Genomic DNA, 16,807 nt, shown 5'->3' on the forward strand with positions numbered 1-16,807 from the left:
AGGCAAAGTCCGGCCCGGTAGCATGGAGGAATGACCAGCACAGCAGTTTCCATTCCTATGCCCGCGGTGCCCCGTAGACGCCGTTCTCCGGAAGAGGTTCAGGCAGCGGCGCCCGTCACGGGTCCCAAGAAGGTTCTGTTGGCGGCTCCTCGGGGCTATTGCGCCGGCGTGGACCGGGCTGTCATCGCCGTGGAGAAGGCCCTGGAGCACTACGGCCCTCCCGTTTATGTGCGCAAGCAGATCGTCCACAATGTGCATGTGGTCAGCTCCCTGGAGGAACAAGGAGCAATCTTCGTCGAGGAGACCGACGAGGTTCCCGAAGGTGCCCTGGTGATCTTCTCCGCGCACGGTGTCTCGCCCGCAGTGGTCCAATCTGCCGAGGACCGCGGACTGCGCACCATCGACGCAACGTGCCCTCTGGTGACTAAGGTCCACAAGGAAGCTGTGCGTTTCGCCAAGGAGGACTACGACATCCTGCTGATCGGCCACGAAGGCCATGAGGAAGTCGAAGGAACCGCCGGTGAAGCCCCGGAGCACATTCAGATCATCAACGGACCGCACGAGGTAGACAAAGTCACTGTCCGTGATCCGGAGAAGACCATCTGGCTTTCGCAGACCACGCTCAGCGTGGACGAAACGATGGAGACGGTTCGCCTTCTCAAGGACCGGTTCCCCACGCTGCAGGATCCCCCCAGCGATGACATTTGCTATGCCACCACCAACCGTCAGGTGGCCATCAAGAAGATCGCACCGCAGGCTGACCTGGTCATCGTTGTGGGGTCGGCCAACTCATCCAACTCGGTGCGCTTGGTCGAGGTAGCACTGGAATATGGTGCCAAGAGCTCCTACCGCGTGGACTTCGCCAACGAAGTGGACGAGTCCTGGTTTGAGGGCGTCGCCACCGTGGGTGTGACATCGGGAGCCTCTGTTCCAGAAGTGCTGGTCAAGGATGTTCTGCGGCTTCTGGCCGACTACGGTTACGGCGAGGTCCAGGAAGTGGTGACGGCAGAGGAAGACCTGCTTTTCTCGCTTCCAAAGGAACTGCGGGCCACCTTGAAGAAAGCCGGCGACGTGACACGTGCCCTTGGCGGCCGCGGAAACCGCCCGACCTCATAGCTCCGATTTCTTCTGACAACGCCGGCCCGCCGTGGTCGCCTGCCAACTGGGAGGCTTCCACGGCGGGCCAGCTCGTTAAGAGCGCTTACGTCTAAGCAGCCGACTCTTGATCGTCGCTGTCCTCGTGGTCTCTGGTGGAGTCCTGGTGCCCGAAGGTGTCTACGGCCAGCAGCTCAGGGGCTGCCAAGGCTCGGGGGACAGCCTCCACGGACATGGGAGCGGCGAGACCCGCATCGTCCATGGTGTTGAGCTTGCGCGCGGTCGGGAGTACCCGAGCCTCCAGCGTGCCCACCATGGCGTTGTAGCGATCCACGGATGTCTTCAGTGAGCTTCCCAACTTACCGACGTTCTCTCCCAGCGTGCCCATCCGCTCGTACAGTTGCTTGGCGAGCTCGAACAGCTCGTGGGCACTGTCCGTGAGGACGTCCTGTCGCCAGGTGAAGGCAACCGATTTGAGGACCGCCAGCAACGTCCCGGGCGACGCCAGAACCACGTTCCTGGACAAGGCGTGTTCGAGCAGGGCCGGGTCGGCTTCAAGTGCCGACGCCAGAATGGACTCCGCCGGAAGGAAACAGATCACCAGCTCGGGGGAGTTCCCCGGAATGTCCCAATATTTCTTGGCCGCCAAGGCATCGATGTGGGCCTTGAGCGCCTTTGCGTGCTGTGCTAGCAGTGTCTTGGAGTCATGGTTGATGGCGGGTCCCACCGACTCGCCAAACGAGCCGTCTCCGTGGAGTTGTTCCTGCGCGGCCAGATAGGAAGCAAGCGGTACCTTGGCATCCACCACCAGTTGCTTGCCACCGGGAAGCTGGACCACCAGGTCCGGCCGCAGGGTGTTGTCGCTACGTCCGGAGTGAACCTGCTCGTGGAAGTCCACGTGCCGGAGCATCCCCGAGGCCTCTACGACCCTGCGGAGCTGAACCTCGCCCCACTGGCCGCGGGCACTATTCGAACGGAGCGCTGAGGCCAGCGCATGGGTTGACCGCAAGAGCTGCTCGTCCGATGAACGCGCGTCCTGTAGTTGCTGGGCGAGTTGCCCGTACTGCTCCACCCTGTCCCTTTCGAGAAGCGAAACCTGTTGCTGGACCGCCGTCAGCTTCTCCGCCACGGGAGCGAGCGCACGCAGGACGCTGCCATCAGAGTTCCTTGCTGCGTTCAGCTCCCGGTTCTGCGTAAACAAAAGCCGGCGTTCGGCGTCGGCCGCTGCGAGCTGTGCCGTCACCTCCGAAAGCCGTGACGAAACGGCGTCGAAGTCTTCTTCCAAGCCGGCGCTCCGGCGTCGGAAGAGAACATAGCCAGCCGCGAGGCCAATCGCAGCACCAATCAGCAGCATGAGCAGGGCCAATACCAATCCAAATCCATCCATGTGGCAACCCTGTCACAGGGGTACGACAGTTTTAGCGAGGCTGCAGCCGCGGGCGTCGGTTGGGGGAGGGAACAACCGCGGACACGGTTCCAACGGGTAGAATCAATGCTCGTGGCTCTTACTATTGGCATCGTCGGACTGCCCAACGTCGGCAAATCAACTCTTTTCAACGCACTGACCCGCAATCAGGTGCTCGCTGCGAACTATCCGTTCGCTACCATCGAGCCCAACGTCGGAGTGGTCAACCTTCCTGATCCCCGTCTTGCGAAGCTGGCGGAGATCTTCGGTTCGCAGAAGTTGCTTCCCGCGCCCGTGTCCTTCGTGGACATCGCCGGCATCGTGAAGGGTGCATCCGAGGGCGAAGGCCTGGGCAACAAGTTCCTGGCCAACATCCGCGAAGCAGAGGCCATCGCACAGGTGGTCCGCGTATTTGACGATCCCGACGTCATCCACGTCGACGGCAAGGTTGACCCGCGCTCCGACATGGAGACCATCAACACCGAGCTGATCCTCGCCGACCTTCAGACCATCGAAAACGCGATCCCGCGTATCGAAAAAGAGGTCAAGATCAAGAAGCGTGAAGCAGCCGAGCTGGCCGCCATCAAGGCAGCCCAGGCAGTTCTGGAACGCGGCGACACCATCTTCTCTTCGATCAAGAGCGACAAGTTGGAGATGGGGCACCTCAAGGAGCTCGGACTTCTCACTGCCAAGCCCTTCATCTACGTCTTCAACGCCGATGAAGGCATCCTCGGCGACCAGGAAAAGCAGGACGAGTTGCGCGCCCTGGTTGCTCCCGCAGATGCCGTATTCCTCGACGCCAAGCTCGAAGCCGACCTCGTTGAACTGGATGAGGAAGAAGCCCGCGAGATGCTGGAAATGAACGGCCAGAGCGAATCCGGCCTGGATCAGTTGGCACGTGTAGGTTTCCACACTCTTGGCCTGCAGACCTACCTCACGGCCGGTCCCAAGGAAACCCGTGCCTGGACCATTCGCCAGGGCGACACCGCACCCCAGGCCGCCGGCGTGATCCACTCCGACTTCCAGCGTGGCTTCATCAAGGCCGAGGTTGTCTCCTTTGACGACCTCATCGATGCCGGTTCCATGGCCGAGGCAAAGTCCCGTGGCAAGGTCCGCATCGAAGGCAAAGAGTACGTGATGGCCGACGGCGACGTGGTGGAGTTCCGCTTCAACGTGTAATGCACACAAATTTCGAAGGGCCCTGGTTCAACTGAACCGGGGCCTTTTTTGCGCCCAAATAGCTCCTGTCCTGCTGTCAGACAGCGAATGCTACCACTGAGTAACGTTTGACTTGAAATCCGCGGCAATTTAGGCATCTGGAGGTTGCGGAACGGTTACAGTTTGGCCAGCATGTCCCAACATCTGGACGCAATGTGGGTAGGCTTACACACACATGTAGGCAACGTCACAGTAGGAAACTGTGCCTGTGCCTGGGGGAAATCACGAATTTCCCCTGCTCAACTCCACGACTCATAGGAGGCGGAATGCGTTTCTCGCGCACTTCCAAAGCTCTAGGCGTAGCGGCGATCATCGCCCTCGCAGCGACCGGTTGCGGCGGCGGTGGCGGCAGCAATACGAACAGCTCAGCCGCAACTGACCCGAACAAGGTCATTTCCGCATACAGCAACGAACCGCAGAACCCGCTGCTCCCCGCTAACACCAATGAGGTGTACGGTGGCCGCGTCGTCGAGCTGCTGTTTGAAGGCCTTCGTGCCTACGACTCGGACGGTAAGCCCGTCAACGCGCTGGCGGAGTCGATCGAAACCACCGATTCACAGAACTGGACCATCAAGGTCAAGCCCGGCGCCAAGTTCACCAACGGTGAGGCCATCACGGCCAAGACGTTCGTTGATTCCTGGAACTTCGCCGCACTGAGCACCAACCTCCAGAACAACGGCTTCTTCTTCGAGTCCATCGAAGGCTACGCCGACGTCAGCGCCGTCACTGAGACCACCAGCGCTGACGGCAAGAAGACCTCGACGCCGGCTCCTACGGCCCAGACCATGTCCGGCCTTGCCGCGACTGACGACCAGACCATCACGGTTAAGCTCGCTCAGCCCGAAGCCGACTGGTCACTGCGCCTTGGATACTCCGCCTTCTACCCGCTGCCTTCCGAGGCTCTGAAGGACCCGAAGAAGTTCGGCGAGAACCCGATCGGCAACGGCCCGTACAAGTTCGAGAAGGAAGGGGCCTGGGTACACGACCAGTCCATCTCCCTGGTCAAGAACGCTGACTACACTGGCCCGCGTGCTGCCAAGAACGGTGGCGTGACCTTTAAGTTCTACACGGATCCGGGCCCCGCATACACGGATCTCCAGGCCGACAACCTCGACATCACTGACGTTGTTCCCTCGAACGCTCTGAAGACCTACACCACGGACTTCCCGGACCGTAACTCCACGCGCCCGAACGCCAACAACGCAACGTTGAACATCCCGGGCTACAACCCGAACTTCCAGGGTGAAGCCGGTCTGCTGCGTCGCCAGGCTCTGTCCCACGCCATCAACCGCGAAGAGATCACCAAGGTCATCTTCAACGGCACGCGTACCCCGGCCACCGAGTTCACGGCTCCCGTCCTCGACGGCTACAACGACGCCATCCCGGGTAGCGACGTTCTGAAGTTCGACGCCCAGAAGGCCAAGGATCTCTGGGCCCAGGCTGAGAAGATCAAGCCTTACGACGGTTCCAAGCCGCTCCTCATCGCCTCCAACACCGATGGCGGCAACAAGGAATGGATCGACGCCGTAGCCAATGGTTTCAAGAACAACCTCGGCATCCAGGCTGAAATCCAGCCGTTCGCGAAGTTCGCTGAAGTTCTGGACCTGCGCAAGTCGCAGTCCCTCCCTGGTCTGACCCGCGCCGGCTGGCAGGGTGACTACCCGTCGCTTTACAACTTCCTCGGACCTGTCTGGGCAACCAACGCATCGTCCAACTACGAGAAGTACTCGAACCCCGAGTTCGACAAGCTCCTCAAGGAAGGCCTTGCAGCCAAGACTCCGGAAGACGCCAACAAGAAGTTCAACGAGGCACAGGAGATCCTGTTCAAGGACCTCCCCGGCTTGCCCTTGTGGTACCGGGCAACCCCGATCGTTTGGAGCAACAACGTTGTCTCAGCTGAAACCGGCTGGAACGGCGGCATCCGTTACTTCGACATCGAGGCCAAGTAGTCCTCAGGATCTGAACTTGCCTTAGGGCAGCGGGGGTCCGGCCAAAGCGCCGGGCCCCCCTTGCTTGCTTGGCAGGAAGGCACACATGACACACCAATGCCCGACCACCGGAGAGGGGTGACCCGTGGTTCGCTTTATTTTCCGTAGGCTCCTGCAGGTCATCCCGGTATTCCTGGGGACCACGCTCCTCGTCTATTACATGGTCTTCGCACTACCCGGCGACCCGATTGCAGCCCTCTTCGGAGATCGCCAGCCGCCGCAAAGCGTCATCGACGCCTTGCGGGCCCAGTACAACCTGGACCAGCCCTTCTGGGTCCAATACGGGCTCTTCATCAAGAACTTGTTCACCTTTAACCTCGGCGTTGACTTCACCCAGCAGCCCATTGCGGACTCCCTGGCCAGGGCCTTCCCCGTTACGGCAATGCTTGCCATTGAAGCCCTCATCATTCAGGCCGTCTTCGGTATTGCCTTCGGTGTCTTCGCCGGTCTGAAGAAGGGCAAGCTTTTCGACTCCACCGTCCTGGTCGTTTCCCTCCTGGTGATCGCAGTTCCCACCTTCGTTTTGGGCTTCGTGTTCCAGCTTGTGTTCGGAGTCCAACTTGGCTGGGCCAAACCTACAGTGGGCGCCAACGCCGACTGGGGCAACCTGATCCTCCCGGCCGTCGTGCTGGGACTAGTGTCCTTCGCCTACGTACTCCGCCTGACTCGTGCCTCCGTCAGCGAGAACATGAACGCGGACTATGTACGCACTGCTACGGCAAAGGGACTGTCCCGGCCCCGCGTCGTAGTGGCCCACATCTTGCGGAACTCGTTGATCCCGGTGGTGACCTACCTTGGCGCCAACCTTGGCGGGCTCATGGGCGGCGCCATCGTCACCGAGGGTATCTTCAACGTCCCAGGAGTGGGTAACAAACTATTCCAGGCAATCGCACGCAGCGAGGGGCCCACCATCGTCGCCATTGTGAGCGTCCTGGTTCTGGTTTTTGTTATCACCAACCTCCTGGTTGACCTCCTGTACGCCTGGCTTGACCCGAGGATCCGCTATGACCAGTAATAATGAACACTTTGTGGCTCCCGTCGAGGAGACACCGCTTCTGGCCACTGACGCTGTCAAAACAGATCAGGCGCCCCTGAGCCTCTGGGCTGATGCCTGGCGCAAGCTTCGTCGCCGCCCCCTGTTCATCGTCTCCTCGCTGCTGATCCTGCTCTTGGTTATTGTTGCGGTGTTCCCGGGGCTGTTCACCAGTGTCGAACCCAACAACGACTGCCAGTTGGCCAACTCCGAAGGTGCGCCCACAGCCGGCCACCCGCTGGGATTCACCCTGCAGGGGTGCGACGTCTACTCCCGCGTAATCCACGGTACGCAGGCTTCCCTGTCCGTCGGTGTCCTGTCCGTGCTTGCCGTCGTCATCATTGGTGTCACCTTGGGTGCACTGGCCGGTTACTACGGCGGCTGGTTGGACTCCGTCTTGGCCCGCTTGGGCGACATCTTCTTCGCGCTGCCGATCATCCTCGGCGCCCTGGTTATCACCCAGCTCCCGTTGTTCCGCGAGAACAGGAGCGTCTGGACCGTGGTACTGACAATATCCCTGCTTGCGTGGCCCCAAATGGCACGCATCACCAGAGGAGCTGTTATCGAAGTGCGCAACGCGGACTTCGTCACGGCGGCCCGATCACTGGGTGTTTCCAAGTTTGGCGCCTTGGTCAAGCATGCGCTGCCGAACGCCTTGGCACCTGTGATCGTCCTTGCCACCTTGGAATTGGGCGTCTTCATCGTCCTCGAAGCCACCCTGTCCTTCCTGGGCGTCGGTTTGCCTGGCAGCGTCATGTCGTGGGGTAACGACATCTCCGCGGCAAATGCATCCATCCGTACCAACCCGGGAATCCTGCTTTACCCGGCAGCCGCCCTGTCCATCACCGTCCTGAGCTTCATCATGCTTGGCGACGCCGTCCGCGATGCTCTTGATCCCAAGAGCCGTCAGCGCTAAGGAGGCGAACATGACTTCTGCCAACATCAGAATTGATGAAGCCACAGCACCGGTACGGCCCATCTTGGAAATCAAGGATCTGGCCATCACCTTCAAGACCGGTTCCGGGGAGGTCAAGGCGGTAAAGAACGCGCACTTGTCCATCATGCCGGGCGAAACGGTCGCCATTGTGGGGGAGTCGGGTTCAGGAAAGTCGACGACGGCGCTGGCCGCCATCGGCTTGCTACCCAACAACGGACGCGTCTCGGCCGGGCAGATACTGCTCGACGGCGAAGACATTGCCCACGCTTCGGAGAAGCGCATGATCGAACTCCGTGGCAGCCATATCGGCATGGTTCCGCAGGACCCCATGTCAAACCTGAACCCGGTGTGGAAGATCGGATACCAGGTTCGGGAAACGCTCAAAGCCAACGGCCGGCCGGATGGCCCGGACGATGTGGCCAGGGTGCTTGCTGAGGCCGGCCTCCCGGACGCTGCTCGGCGTGCCAAGCAGTATCCGCATGAGTTCTCCGGCGGTATGCGTCAGCGCGCCCTGATCGCCATCGGCCTGAGCTGCCAGCCCAAGCTCCTGATCGCCGATGAACCCACGTCGGCGCTGGACGTCACGGTGCAGCGCAGGATCCTGGACCACTTGGACAAGATGACTACAGAGCTTGGCACTTCCGTGCTGCTCATCACGCACGACCTGGGCTTGGCTGCCGAGCGGGCTGACAAAGTCATTGTCATGTACCAAGGCAACGTTGTTGAGGCCGGTCCTTCTCTGGAGCTCCTCCGCAACCCGCAGCACCCGTACACTCGCCGTTTGGTGGAGTCTGCACCGTCCCTCGCTTCGCGCCGCATTCAAGTGGCCAAGGAGCAGGGTGTTGATGCCGGTGACCTGCTGGCACCTGTGGCAGCAGCGCAAAGCCGCGTCCAGGACGAGGTCCTCCAGATCAAGAACCTGCGCAAGATTTACAAATTGCGTCAGGGGCTGGGTCAGACCTCCGATTTCGCTGCTGTTGACGATGTCAGCTTCTCCGTAAAGCGCGGGACCACCACGGCTATCGTGGGGGAGTCCGGATCGGGCAAGTCCACTGTGGCCAAAATGGTTCTCCAGCTGGAAAAGCCTAGTGAGGGCCAGATCATCTTTGATGGCGTGGATACCGCGGGGCTCAAGGGCAAGGAGCTCTTCAAGTTCCGTCGCCGGGTCCAGCCAATCTTCCAGGACCCTTACGGTTCCTTGGATCCGATGTACAACATCTTCAGGACCATTGAAGAGCCGCTGCGCGTGCACAAGATCGGCAACGCGGCCAGCCGTGAAAAGAAGGTCCGGGAACTGCTGGACCAGGTAGCCCTGCCACAGTCCATGATGCAGCGGTACCCGAACGAGCTTTCGGGTGGCCAGCGGCAGCGCATTGCTATTGCCCGAGCTCTGGCCTTGGACCCGGAAGTCATCATCTGCGATGAAGCGGTTTCAGCTTTGGACGTCCTTGTCCAAGCCCAGGTGCTGAACCTGCTGGCTGATCTTCAGGACAACCTCGGCTTGACGTACCTGTTCATCACGCACGACCTCGCGGTGGTCCGTCAGATCGCGGATCACGTCTGCGTCATGGAGAAGGGCAAGCTGGTGGAGACGGGCAGCACGGATGACGTCTTCGACAACCCGCGCGAGGCCTACACGCAAGCACTCCTGGATGCCATTCCGGGCGGTTCGCTTCTTTTGCCACCTGCGGTGGCCTGACCGGCGTCGAGCGTTTGACGGTTGGTTAGCAGAAGAGCCGGTGGTCCCCCGAGATGGGAACCACCGGCTCTTGCCGTTAACTACGTGTTGTGAGGCCTCCTCTGCGCGCAAAAGGGCTCACGAAGCGTGCAGAGCGGGCCGGGCAACGCGAGGCTACGTGTTGTGAGGCCTGCTGTGCGCGGAATAGGGCTCACGAAGCGTGCAGAGCGGGCCGGGCAACGCGAGGCTACGTGTTGTGAGGCCTCCTCTGCGCGCAAAAGGGCTCACGAAGTGTGCAGAGCGGGCCGGGCAACGCGAGGCTACGTGTTGTGAGGCCTGCTGTGCGCGGAATAGGGCTCACGAAGTGTGCAGAGCGGGCCGGGCAACGCGAGGCTACGTGTTGTGAGGCCTGCTCTGCGCGGAATAGTGCTCACGAAGTGTGCAGAGCGGGCCGGGCAACGCGAGGCTACGTGTTGTGAGGCCTGCTGTGCGCGGAATAGGGCTCACGAAGTGTGCAGAGCGGGCCCCGCAACGCGCGCTCTACTGCGCAGGTGAAGATTCCGATGCGGAGGCGGAGCTGTCCGGGCGGGCCGTAAGGCCAAGCGCAGTGAATTCGCGAGCCAGGGCGGCGCCCAGCTTTGCATGCCCGGCCGGCTTCAAGTGCACGCCATCCTGGAGATCCACAATCGCGTTGTAGCGGGTGAGCCAATCGCCCGCGCTGACGAACGGTATGGCGTGCTTGGCGGCGATGCGGCCCAGGAGGGCATCGATTTCAGTGCGGCGGCCGCCTCCGTTGCTCACGCCCCTGGCCAGGGTTCCAATCATGGCCAGGGTGGCGCCCGGGTAGCGCTTCTTCAGGGCGGCGAGAAGCCGCTCGGCGTTGCTGGTGATCTGGGCGTCGGTGGCACGTTGGGTGGCATCGTTGCCGCCGCCCTGGATCACGATCAGCGGTGGATCACCGAAAGGCAGTACCCAGTCGCCGCGCTGCAACGCGTCAATGTAGTTCCCCGTCTTGCCGTTGGTGGCCACATACCCGGTACCGCCCATTCCCACGACGTGCAATTTGTAGCCCATGGCTGCGATGCCCTGCTGCGGCCAGGAATCCTTCGGCATTGACTGGGAATCGCCAATAAGAACCGCGGTGTGGCGCACGTCGGCGAGAACCACTTCGCTGCGGTTGTTTGCGGGGTTCTTGTATAGCGAGCCCACGGGCAAGTTGAGCGAGCTGGGGGCAGGCGCAATCCTGAGTGGTTTGTCTGCGGCGGCCGTCTGGGCAGGCCCGGGCGCAATGGATCCAGAGGGGGCGGTCATTGGTGCTGGGCTTGGTCCGCAGCCCACCGATAGAACGCCTATGGCGATCAATGGTGCGAGCATACGGAACACGGCCGGAGCTTGTCGCATCGTTGTTCTCCACGTGGCACTGGTTCTGCAGCCCATCATGGTGCACAGCGGAGTGAAAATCCAGCATCTGGACTTGCGTTTAGGTAACAACACGGACGTGTGAGCAAGGACACATTGCAGCCCCGAATGGCTTGCTTTTTAGGCTCATAAATGCAACTGCGTTTAGACTGGATGCAGGTGCCCTGTGTCCCGGGGTCTTTTCGCTGTGTGTTCCGATCAAGTCGATCAGGTATGCGCGCGGATGCAAACAGCTGACTTCACCACTGAAACGAGTCATTAACGCATGTCTGAAACCATCACCAACACTGCGTCGCGGAGCGATCTGCGCAACGTCGCGATCGTCGCACACGTTGACCACGGTAAGACCACCCTGGTCGACGCCATGCTCAAGCAGACCAACTCCTTCGCTTCCCATGGTGAGGTTGAGGACCGTGTCATGGACTCCGGTGACCTGGAGCGCGAAAAGGGCATCACCATCCTCGCGAAGAACACAACGGTTGCCTACAACGGCCCGTCGTCCAACGGCGAGACCATCACCATCAACGTCATCGACACCCCCGGCCACGCCGACTTCGGTGGCGAGGTAGAGCGCGGCCTGTCCATGGTTGACGGCGTCGTCCTGCTGGTCGACTCCTCCGAGGGCCCCCTGCCCCAGACCCGCTTCGTGCTCCGCAAGGCCCTTGCGGCCCACCTCCCGGTCATCCTCCTGGTCAACAAGACCGACCGTCCCGACGCCCGCATCGACGAAGTTGTCCACGAGTCCATGGACCTGCTCCTGGGCCTCGCTTCAGACCTCGCTGACGAAGTTCCGGACCTGGACCTGGACAAGGTCCTCGAAGTTCCCGTCGTTTACGCAGCCGCCAAGGTTGGCCGCGCTTCCCTGGACCAGCCGGACAACGGTTCCGCCCCGGAAAACGAGGACCTCGAGCCCCTCTTCAAGACCATCATCGAGCACATCCCCGCTCCCACGTACAACCCGGACGGCGTGCTGCAGGCACACGTGACCAACCTGGACGCATCGCCGTTCCTTGGCCGCCTCGCGCTGCTCCGCATCTACAACGGCACGCTTCGCAAGGGTCAGACCGTTGCCTGGGCACGCGCAAACGGTGAGCTCAAGAACGTCAAGATCACCGAACTGCTCGCTACCAAGGCGCTCACCCGTGTTCCTGCCGAGTCCGCAGGTCCCGGCGAGATCGTCGCCGTCGCCGGCATCGAGGACATCACGATTGGTGAGACCCTCACTGACGCAGAGAACCCGCAGCCGCTGCCGCTGATCACCGTGGACGATCCCGCGATCTCCATGACCATCGGTATCAACACCTCGCCGCTGGCCGGCAAGGTCAAGGGTGCCAAGGTCACGGCCCGCCAGGTGAAGGATCGCCTGGACAAGGAACTGATCGGTAACGTCTCCATCAAGGTGCTCCCCACCGAGCGTCCCGACGCCTGGGAAGTCCAGGGCCGTGGCGAGCTCGCGCTGGCCATCCTCGTTGAGCAGATGCGCCGCGAAGGCTTCGAGCTGACCGTGGGCAAGCCTCAGGTTGTCACCAAGACCATCGACGGCAAGCTGCACGAGCCGATGGAACACATGACCATCGATGTGCCCGAGGAATACCTCGGCGCCGTCACGCAGCTCATGGCTGCCCGCAAGGGCCGCATGACCAACATGGCCAACCACGGCACGGGCTGGTGCCGCATGGAATTCATCGTCCCTGCGCGTGGCCTGATTGGCTTCCGTACCCGGTTCCTGACGGACACCCGCGGCGCCGGTATCGCTGCTTCCATCTCGGAAGGTTACGAGCCGTGGGCCGGACCGATCGAATACCGTACCAACGGTTCGATGATTGCCGACCGCGCAGGCGTTGTTACGCCATTCGCCATGATTAACCTGCAGGAGCGCGGTTCCTTCTTCGTGAAGCCCACCTCCGAGGTTTACGAAGGCATGATTGTCGGCGAGAACTCCCGCGCTGATGACATGGACGTCAACATCACCAAGGAAAAGAAGCTCACCAACATGCGTGCCGCTTCCTCCGACACCTTCGAAAACCTGACGCCGCCGCGCGATCTTACCCTCGAAGAGTCCCTCGAATTCGCTCGCGAAGACGAGTGCGTCGAGGTAACCCCGGATGCCATCCGTATCCGTAAGGTCATCCTGGACTCCAACGAGCGCGCCAAGGCCAACCGCGCCCGCGCCAAGTCCTAGTCCTAGTCCTAACTGGCCTGAACCAGTTCGGAACAGCTGAATGAAGAGGGGAGCCGCCGGTTCGGTTCGTGGCATTGCCACGGCCGTGCTGGCGGCTCTTTTCGTTGCCCTGGCGGGTACGGTACTGCACCGACAGAACATACTTTGGGCCGGCGTCGAGCTCCCATGGGGCGCGGCCGCGGCCTTGCTGCTGCTTGCGTCCGTGCAGTTGTGGCTCGCTGCATGGTCCCGCTCGGTGATACCGGCGGCGGTGGCGGGCGTGGTGAGTTATGCCGTCGTCGGCGTCCTGTCTTCAGCCGGCTCCGCTAAGCAGTTGATACTAGCCGACGCCGTAGGCAACGTGTGGGTCTTCGGAATCGGCGTAGTGACGTTAATCATGCTTGTGGTTGTTAATCGGCAGGTTGTCAGTCGGTCGCGACGCGGACGGACTGCCGACGCGGCGGTGGCGGTGGAACCTCTTTCGCCGCGATGACCATTGCCAACGGAATTTCGACGTCGGCTGTACGGGTCCTGACAGTACAGGAGCCTTCCGTGGCCCCCACCAGATAGCCCAAGGCGTCCGTCAACCCGTCCTCGATCCTGTACCTGACCACCACCCGGATGCCGGGTTCTGCGGCGAGGAGGAATTGTCGGGGCGGCAAGTTCGGGGGAGTCACCGTTTCATACTAAGACGCGGGCTAGGTTGGCGTCAGCGCACTGTTGGATAATAGGCTCGGAAGTTGAGTGCCCGGCATGATGCCGGCCGTATTACCCCGGCCATCGCCGGGACAAACCGTGGAGAGGTCTGGGACGTGACGTACGTAATCGCGCAGCCGTGTGTAGATGTCAAGGACAAAGCATGTATTGAAGAATGCCCTGTCGACTGCATTTACGAAGGTGAGCGTTCCCTCTACATCCACCCCGATGAATGCGTCGACTGTGGAGCCTGCGAACCCGTGTGCCCGGTTGAGGCCATTTACTACGAGGATGACACCCCGGAAGAATGGGCCGACTACTACAAGGCCAACGTGGAGTTCTTTGATGACCTCGGTTCCCCGGGCGGTGCCGCCAAGATCGGCAACACGGGTAAGGACCACCCGTACATCGCTGCACTGCCCCCGCAGAACCAAGACCACTAGGCGGTAGTTTCTTTGATTTCAGCGGCGCCGGCTTTCGGCCTTAACCTGCCTGACTACCCGTGGGAGGCCATGGCGCCGTATGTTGCCACGGCCGCCAAGCACCCTGGCGGTGCAGTGAATCTCTCCATCGGTACGCCGGTGGATCCCACTCCCGGGCTGATCCGCGAGGCCCTGGCCAACGCCGCCGACGCCCACGGCTATCCCACGGTTCACGGTACGGAGGCCTTGCGGCAAGCAATTGCGGACTGGTTCGCCCGCCGTCGCGGCGTCCCGGGGCTGGACCCCAGGGACGTCATGCCTACCGTGGGTTCCAAGGAACTGGTGGCGTGGTTGCCGTTCCTGCTGGGTTTGAGTGCGGGCGACGTCGTTGTGCGTCCCACCGTTGCGTACCCGACCTACGACATCGGCGCTTCATTGGCAGGTGCCACGGCCGTTGCCGCTGACGACCTGGATGAACTTGATCCGGCAACGCGTTCGAAGGTCCGCTTGGTCTGGATCAACTCGCCGGGCAACCCCACGGGCAGCGTCCGTGACATCGAGTCGCTCCAACGGATCGTCGGCCAGGCCCGTGAGCTCGGAGCTGTGGTGGCCTCTGATGAGTGCTACGCCGAGCTGGGCTGGGGCGAATGGGACGCCCAGCGCGGCGGCGAAGCTGTCCCGAGCATTTTGGATCCCAGGGTTACCGGCGGTTCCACTGATGGCCTGCTCTGCGTCTACTCGCTCAGCAAGCAGTCCAACCTTGCCGGGTACCGTGCCGCGTTCGTAGCCGGAGATTCGGCCATCATGGCCAATCTGGTGAACAGCCGCAAACATGCCGGCATGATCGTTCCCTACCCCGTGCAGGAAGCCATGCGCGTCGCTTTGGGCGATGCCGGCCATGTCCTGGCCCAGAAGGACCTGTACCGCGGACGCCGCGAGAGGATCGTGCCGGCGCTGGAGAAGTTCGGACTGAAGATCCACGAATCCAAGGCCGGCCTGTACCTGTGGTCCACAGCCGGCGAAGCCACGTGGGACACTGTTGCCCGCTTCGCGGAACTTGGCATCGTGGTAGGCCCGGGCGTTTTCTATGGCGACGCCGGCAATGGCTTCATCCGCGTGGCGCTTACCGGCAGCGACGAGCGAATTGACGCCGCTGTTGAACGGCTTGGCGCAGCCTCATAACAATGGTGTGACTTGCACCACTATTAGCGTCATTCCGCCAGTAACCGGACGGTACGGATTAGTTCCGTAGGGTTACTGGCGGTAGCTTTTTAACTGACTATCAATGGTGGCCTTCTCTAAGAAAGCACTTCGGCCGTTGGAGCCCTGCAACAGTAGGGCCGAAGGCGGCGACACCAGAAGGTTGTTGGACAAGCGTTCGATAGAGGCCCTGAGGCCTCATGAAGGGGACTCCATGACTGAGACCACCAGCGCGACACTGCGCCATGCCGGCGGCGAACTCGAACTGCCGCGCATCAAGGTTGTAGAAGGAAACGAAGGTTATGACGTTTCCAAGCTGCTGAAGCAGACGGGCGCCGTCGCCTATGACCCCGGCTTCATGAACACAGCGGCCACCACCTCGGCCATTACCTACATCGACGGCGACGCAGGCGTACTGCGTTACCGCGGTTACCCCATTGAGCAGCTCGCGCAGCACTCGAGCTTCCTCGAAGTTTCCTACCTGCTGATCTACGGCAACCTTCCCACTCCCACAGAGCTGGAAGAGTTCGATCAGCGCATCCGGCGCCACACGCTCCTGCACGAAGAGCTCAAGGGCTTCTTCGGCGGGTTCCCGCGTGACGCCCACCCCATGCCTGTGCTTTCCTCGGCTGTTTCGGCGCTGTCCACGTTCTACCAGGACTCGCTGGATCCCTTCAACGCGGAGCACGTTGAAGTTTCCACCATCCGCCTCATGGCCAAGCTGCCGGTCATCGCTGCCTACGCGCACAAGAAGTCCATCGGCCAGCCGATGCTGTACCCGGATAACTCCATGAACCTGGTGGAGAACTTCCTGCGCCTTAGCTTCGGCCTCCCCGCCGAGCAGTACGAAATGGATCCCGTGGTCGTGAAGGCCCTGGATCTCCTGCTCATCCTGCACGCGGACCACGAGCAGAACTGTTCCACGTCCACCGTGCGACTTGTGGGCTCGTCCAACGCGAACCTCTTCGCGTCGGTCTCAGCCGGCATCAATGCCCTCTTCGGCCCCGCCCACGGTGGCGCCAACGAGGCCGTGCTGAAGATGCTCCGCCAGATCCAGGCCGACGGCATCAAGCCCGAGGACTACATGGAGAAGGTCAAGAACAAGGAAGACGGCGTCCGCCTGATGGGCTTCGGACACCGCGTCTACAAGAACTACGATCCCCGCGCCAAGATCATCAAGGCAACGGCACACGAAGTCCTGGGCAAGCTCGGCGGCAACGACGAACTGCTGGACATCGCCATGCGCCTCGAAGAGAAGGCACTGGCTGACGACTACTTCATCCAGCGCAAGCTGTACCCGAACGTCGACTTCTACACCGGCCTTATCTACAAGGCCATGGGCTTCCCCGAGAAGATGTTCACTGTCTTGTTCGCCATTGGACGCCTCCCGGGCTGGATTGCCCAGTGGCGCGAAATGATCAACGATCCCCAGACCAAGATCGGCCGCCCGCGGCAGCTCTACACGGGGGAGCCGGAGCGCAACTACCCGGCCAACTGATACGGCAACAGCCTTAATAACGACGGCGGCCGCACACCTCGCGCGAGGTGTGCGGCC

At 61.6% G+C, this 16,807-nt stretch carries 14 protein-coding genes; 11 read left to right on the forward strand and 3 right to left on the reverse strand.

Going from position 1 to position 16,807, the window contains the following annotated elements:
* Positions 1–30 precede the first annotated feature (30 nt).
* Positions 31–1,116, forward strand: coding sequence for a 4-hydroxy-3-methylbut-2-enyl diphosphate reductase (locus tag A477_RS0118510; RefSeq protein WP_017200383.1), 1,086 nt, complete (start codon positions 31–33; stop codon positions 1,114–1,116).
* A 91-nt stretch (positions 1,117–1,207) separates the two neighbouring features.
* Here the strand turns inward: A477_RS0118510 and A477_RS0118515 are convergent, their stop codons facing one another.
* Entirely contained in the window at positions 1,208–2,482 is a 1,275-nt protein-coding gene (locus tag A477_RS0118515) for a DNA recombination protein RmuC (protein WP_017200384.1), read from the reverse strand.
* 111 nt (positions 2,483–2,593) lie between these two features.
* Here A477_RS0118515 and ychF point away from each other — a divergent pair, with 111 nt between their 5' ends.
* The 5 genes from ychF (at position 2,594) to A477_RS0118540 (ending at position 9,375) form a co-directional block, all read left to right on the forward strand.
* Complete coding sequence (gene ychF, locus A477_RS0118520; RefSeq protein WP_026005753.1) at positions 2,594–3,679, forward strand: redox-regulated ATPase YchF; 1,086 nt, start codon at positions 2,594–2,596, stop codon at positions 3,677–3,679.
* Between the two features lie 305 nt (positions 3,680–3,984).
* Positions 3,985–5,667, forward strand: a complete 1,683-nt coding sequence (locus tag A477_RS0118525) for a peptide ABC transporter substrate-binding protein (RefSeq protein ID WP_017200385.1) — start codon at positions 3,985–3,987, stop codon at positions 5,665–5,667.
* Positions 5,668–5,791: 124 nt separating this feature from the next.
* Positions 5,792–6,721, forward strand: a complete 930-nt coding sequence (locus A477_RS0118530; RefSeq protein WP_017200386.1) for an ABC transporter permease — start codon at positions 5,792–5,794, stop codon at positions 6,719–6,721.
* Complete coding sequence (locus tag A477_RS0118535; protein WP_017200387.1) at positions 6,711–7,655, forward strand: ABC transporter permease; 945 nt, start codon at positions 6,711–6,713, stop codon at positions 7,653–7,655. The genes A477_RS0118530 and A477_RS0118535 overlap by 11 nt, the downstream gene beginning before the upstream one ends.
* Before the next feature lie 10 nt (positions 7,656–7,665).
* On the forward strand, positions 7,666–9,375 hold the full coding sequence (locus A477_RS0118540) for a dipeptide ABC transporter ATP-binding protein (RefSeq protein WP_017200388.1): 1,710 nt from the start codon (positions 7,666–7,668) through the stop codon (positions 9,373–9,375).
* 519 nt (positions 9,376–9,894) lie between these two features.
* Here A477_RS0118540 and A477_RS0118545 read toward each other — a convergent pair.
* On the reverse strand, positions 9,895–10,755 hold the full coding sequence (locus tag A477_RS0118545) for an SGNH/GDSL hydrolase family protein (RefSeq protein ID WP_502685506.1): 861 nt from the start codon (positions 10,753–10,755) through the stop codon (positions 9,895–9,897).
* Between the two features lie 283 nt (positions 10,756–11,038).
* On the opposite strand from A477_RS0118545, the gene typA reads away from it, so the two are divergent.
* Complete coding sequence (gene typA / locus A477_RS0118550; protein WP_017200390.1) at positions 11,039–12,955, forward strand: translational GTPase TypA; 1,917 nt, start codon at positions 11,039–11,041, stop codon at positions 12,953–12,955.
* Between the two features lie 40 nt (positions 12,956–12,995).
* Positions 12,996–13,427 carry a hypothetical protein gene (locus tag A477_RS0118555; RefSeq protein WP_017200391.1) on the forward strand — a complete coding sequence of 144 codons (432 nt, stop codon included), beginning with the start codon at positions 12,996–12,998 and terminating at the stop codon, positions 13,425–13,427.
* On the opposite strand, the gene A477_RS24085 is transcribed toward A477_RS0118555, so the two are convergent.
* Positions 13,360–13,611 carry a putative acetyltransferase gene (locus tag A477_RS24085; protein WP_502685507.1) on the reverse strand — a complete coding sequence of 84 codons (252 nt, stop codon included), beginning with the start codon at positions 13,609–13,611 and terminating at the stop codon, positions 13,360–13,362. The genes A477_RS0118555 and A477_RS24085 overlap by 68 nt on opposite strands.
* A 135-nt stretch (positions 13,612–13,746) precedes the next feature.
* Between A477_RS24085 and fdxA the strand changes: the two genes are divergently transcribed.
* From fdxA to A477_RS0118570, 3 genes are all read left to right on the forward strand, one after another.
* The gene (gene fdxA / locus A477_RS0118560) at positions 13,747–14,073 is read left to right on the forward strand and encodes a ferredoxin (protein ID WP_017200392.1); all 327 of its coding nucleotides are present in this window, start codon (positions 13,747–13,749) and stop codon (positions 14,071–14,073) included.
* A 12-nt stretch (positions 14,074–14,085) separates the two neighbouring features.
* A complete protein-coding gene (gene dapC, locus A477_RS0118565; RefSeq protein WP_017200393.1) occupies positions 14,086–15,234 on the forward strand; it encodes a succinyldiaminopimelate transaminase in 1,149 nt (382 codons plus the stop codon).
* Between the two features lie 232 nt (positions 15,235–15,466).
* Complete coding sequence (locus A477_RS0118570; RefSeq protein ID WP_026005754.1) at positions 15,467–16,750, forward strand: citrate synthase; 1,284 nt, start codon at positions 15,467–15,469, stop codon at positions 16,748–16,750.
* Positions 16,751–16,807 lie beyond the last annotated feature (57 nt).

Origin of the sequence: Arthrobacter sp. M2012083, from assembly GCF_000281065.1 — a bacterium.
Taxonomy (GTDB): Bacteria; Actinomycetota; Actinomycetes; order Actinomycetales; family Micrococcaceae; genus Arthrobacter.

Bases quoted from the DNA above. Each gene is read 5' to 3' on its own strand.
- A477_RS0118540 (WP_017200388.1), top strand. From the start codon at position 7,666: ATGACTTCTGCCAACATCAGAATTGATGAAGCCACAGCACCGGTACGG.
- A477_RS0118535 (WP_017200387.1), top strand. From the start codon at position 6,711: ATGACCAGTAATAATGAACACTTTGTGGCTCCCGTCGAGGAGACACCG.
- A477_RS0118555 (WP_017200391.1), top strand. From the start codon at position 12,996: ATGAAGAGGGGAGCCGCCGGTTCGGTTCGTGGCATTGCCACGGCCGTG.
- A477_RS0118570 (WP_026005754.1), top strand. From the start codon at position 15,467: ATGACTGAGACCACCAGCGCGACACTGCGCCATGCCGGCGGCGAACTC.
- typA (WP_017200390.1), top strand. From the start codon at position 11,039: ATGTCTGAAACCATCACCAACACTGCGTCGCGGAGCGATCTGCGCAAC.
- A477_RS0118515 (WP_017200384.1), bottom strand. From the start codon at position 2,482: ATGGATGGATTTGGATTGGTATTGGCCCTGCTCATGCTGCTGATTGGT.
- A477_RS0118545 (WP_502685506.1), bottom strand. From the start codon at position 10,755: ATGCGACAAGCTCCGGCCGTGTTCCGTATGCTCGCACCATTGATCGCC.
- A477_RS0118510 (WP_017200383.1), top strand. From the start codon at position 31: ATGACCAGCACAGCAGTTTCCATTCCTATGCCCGCGGTGCCCCGTAGA.
- A477_RS0118525 (WP_017200385.1), top strand. From the start codon at position 3,985: ATGCGTTTCTCGCGCACTTCCAAAGCTCTAGGCGTAGCGGCGATCATC.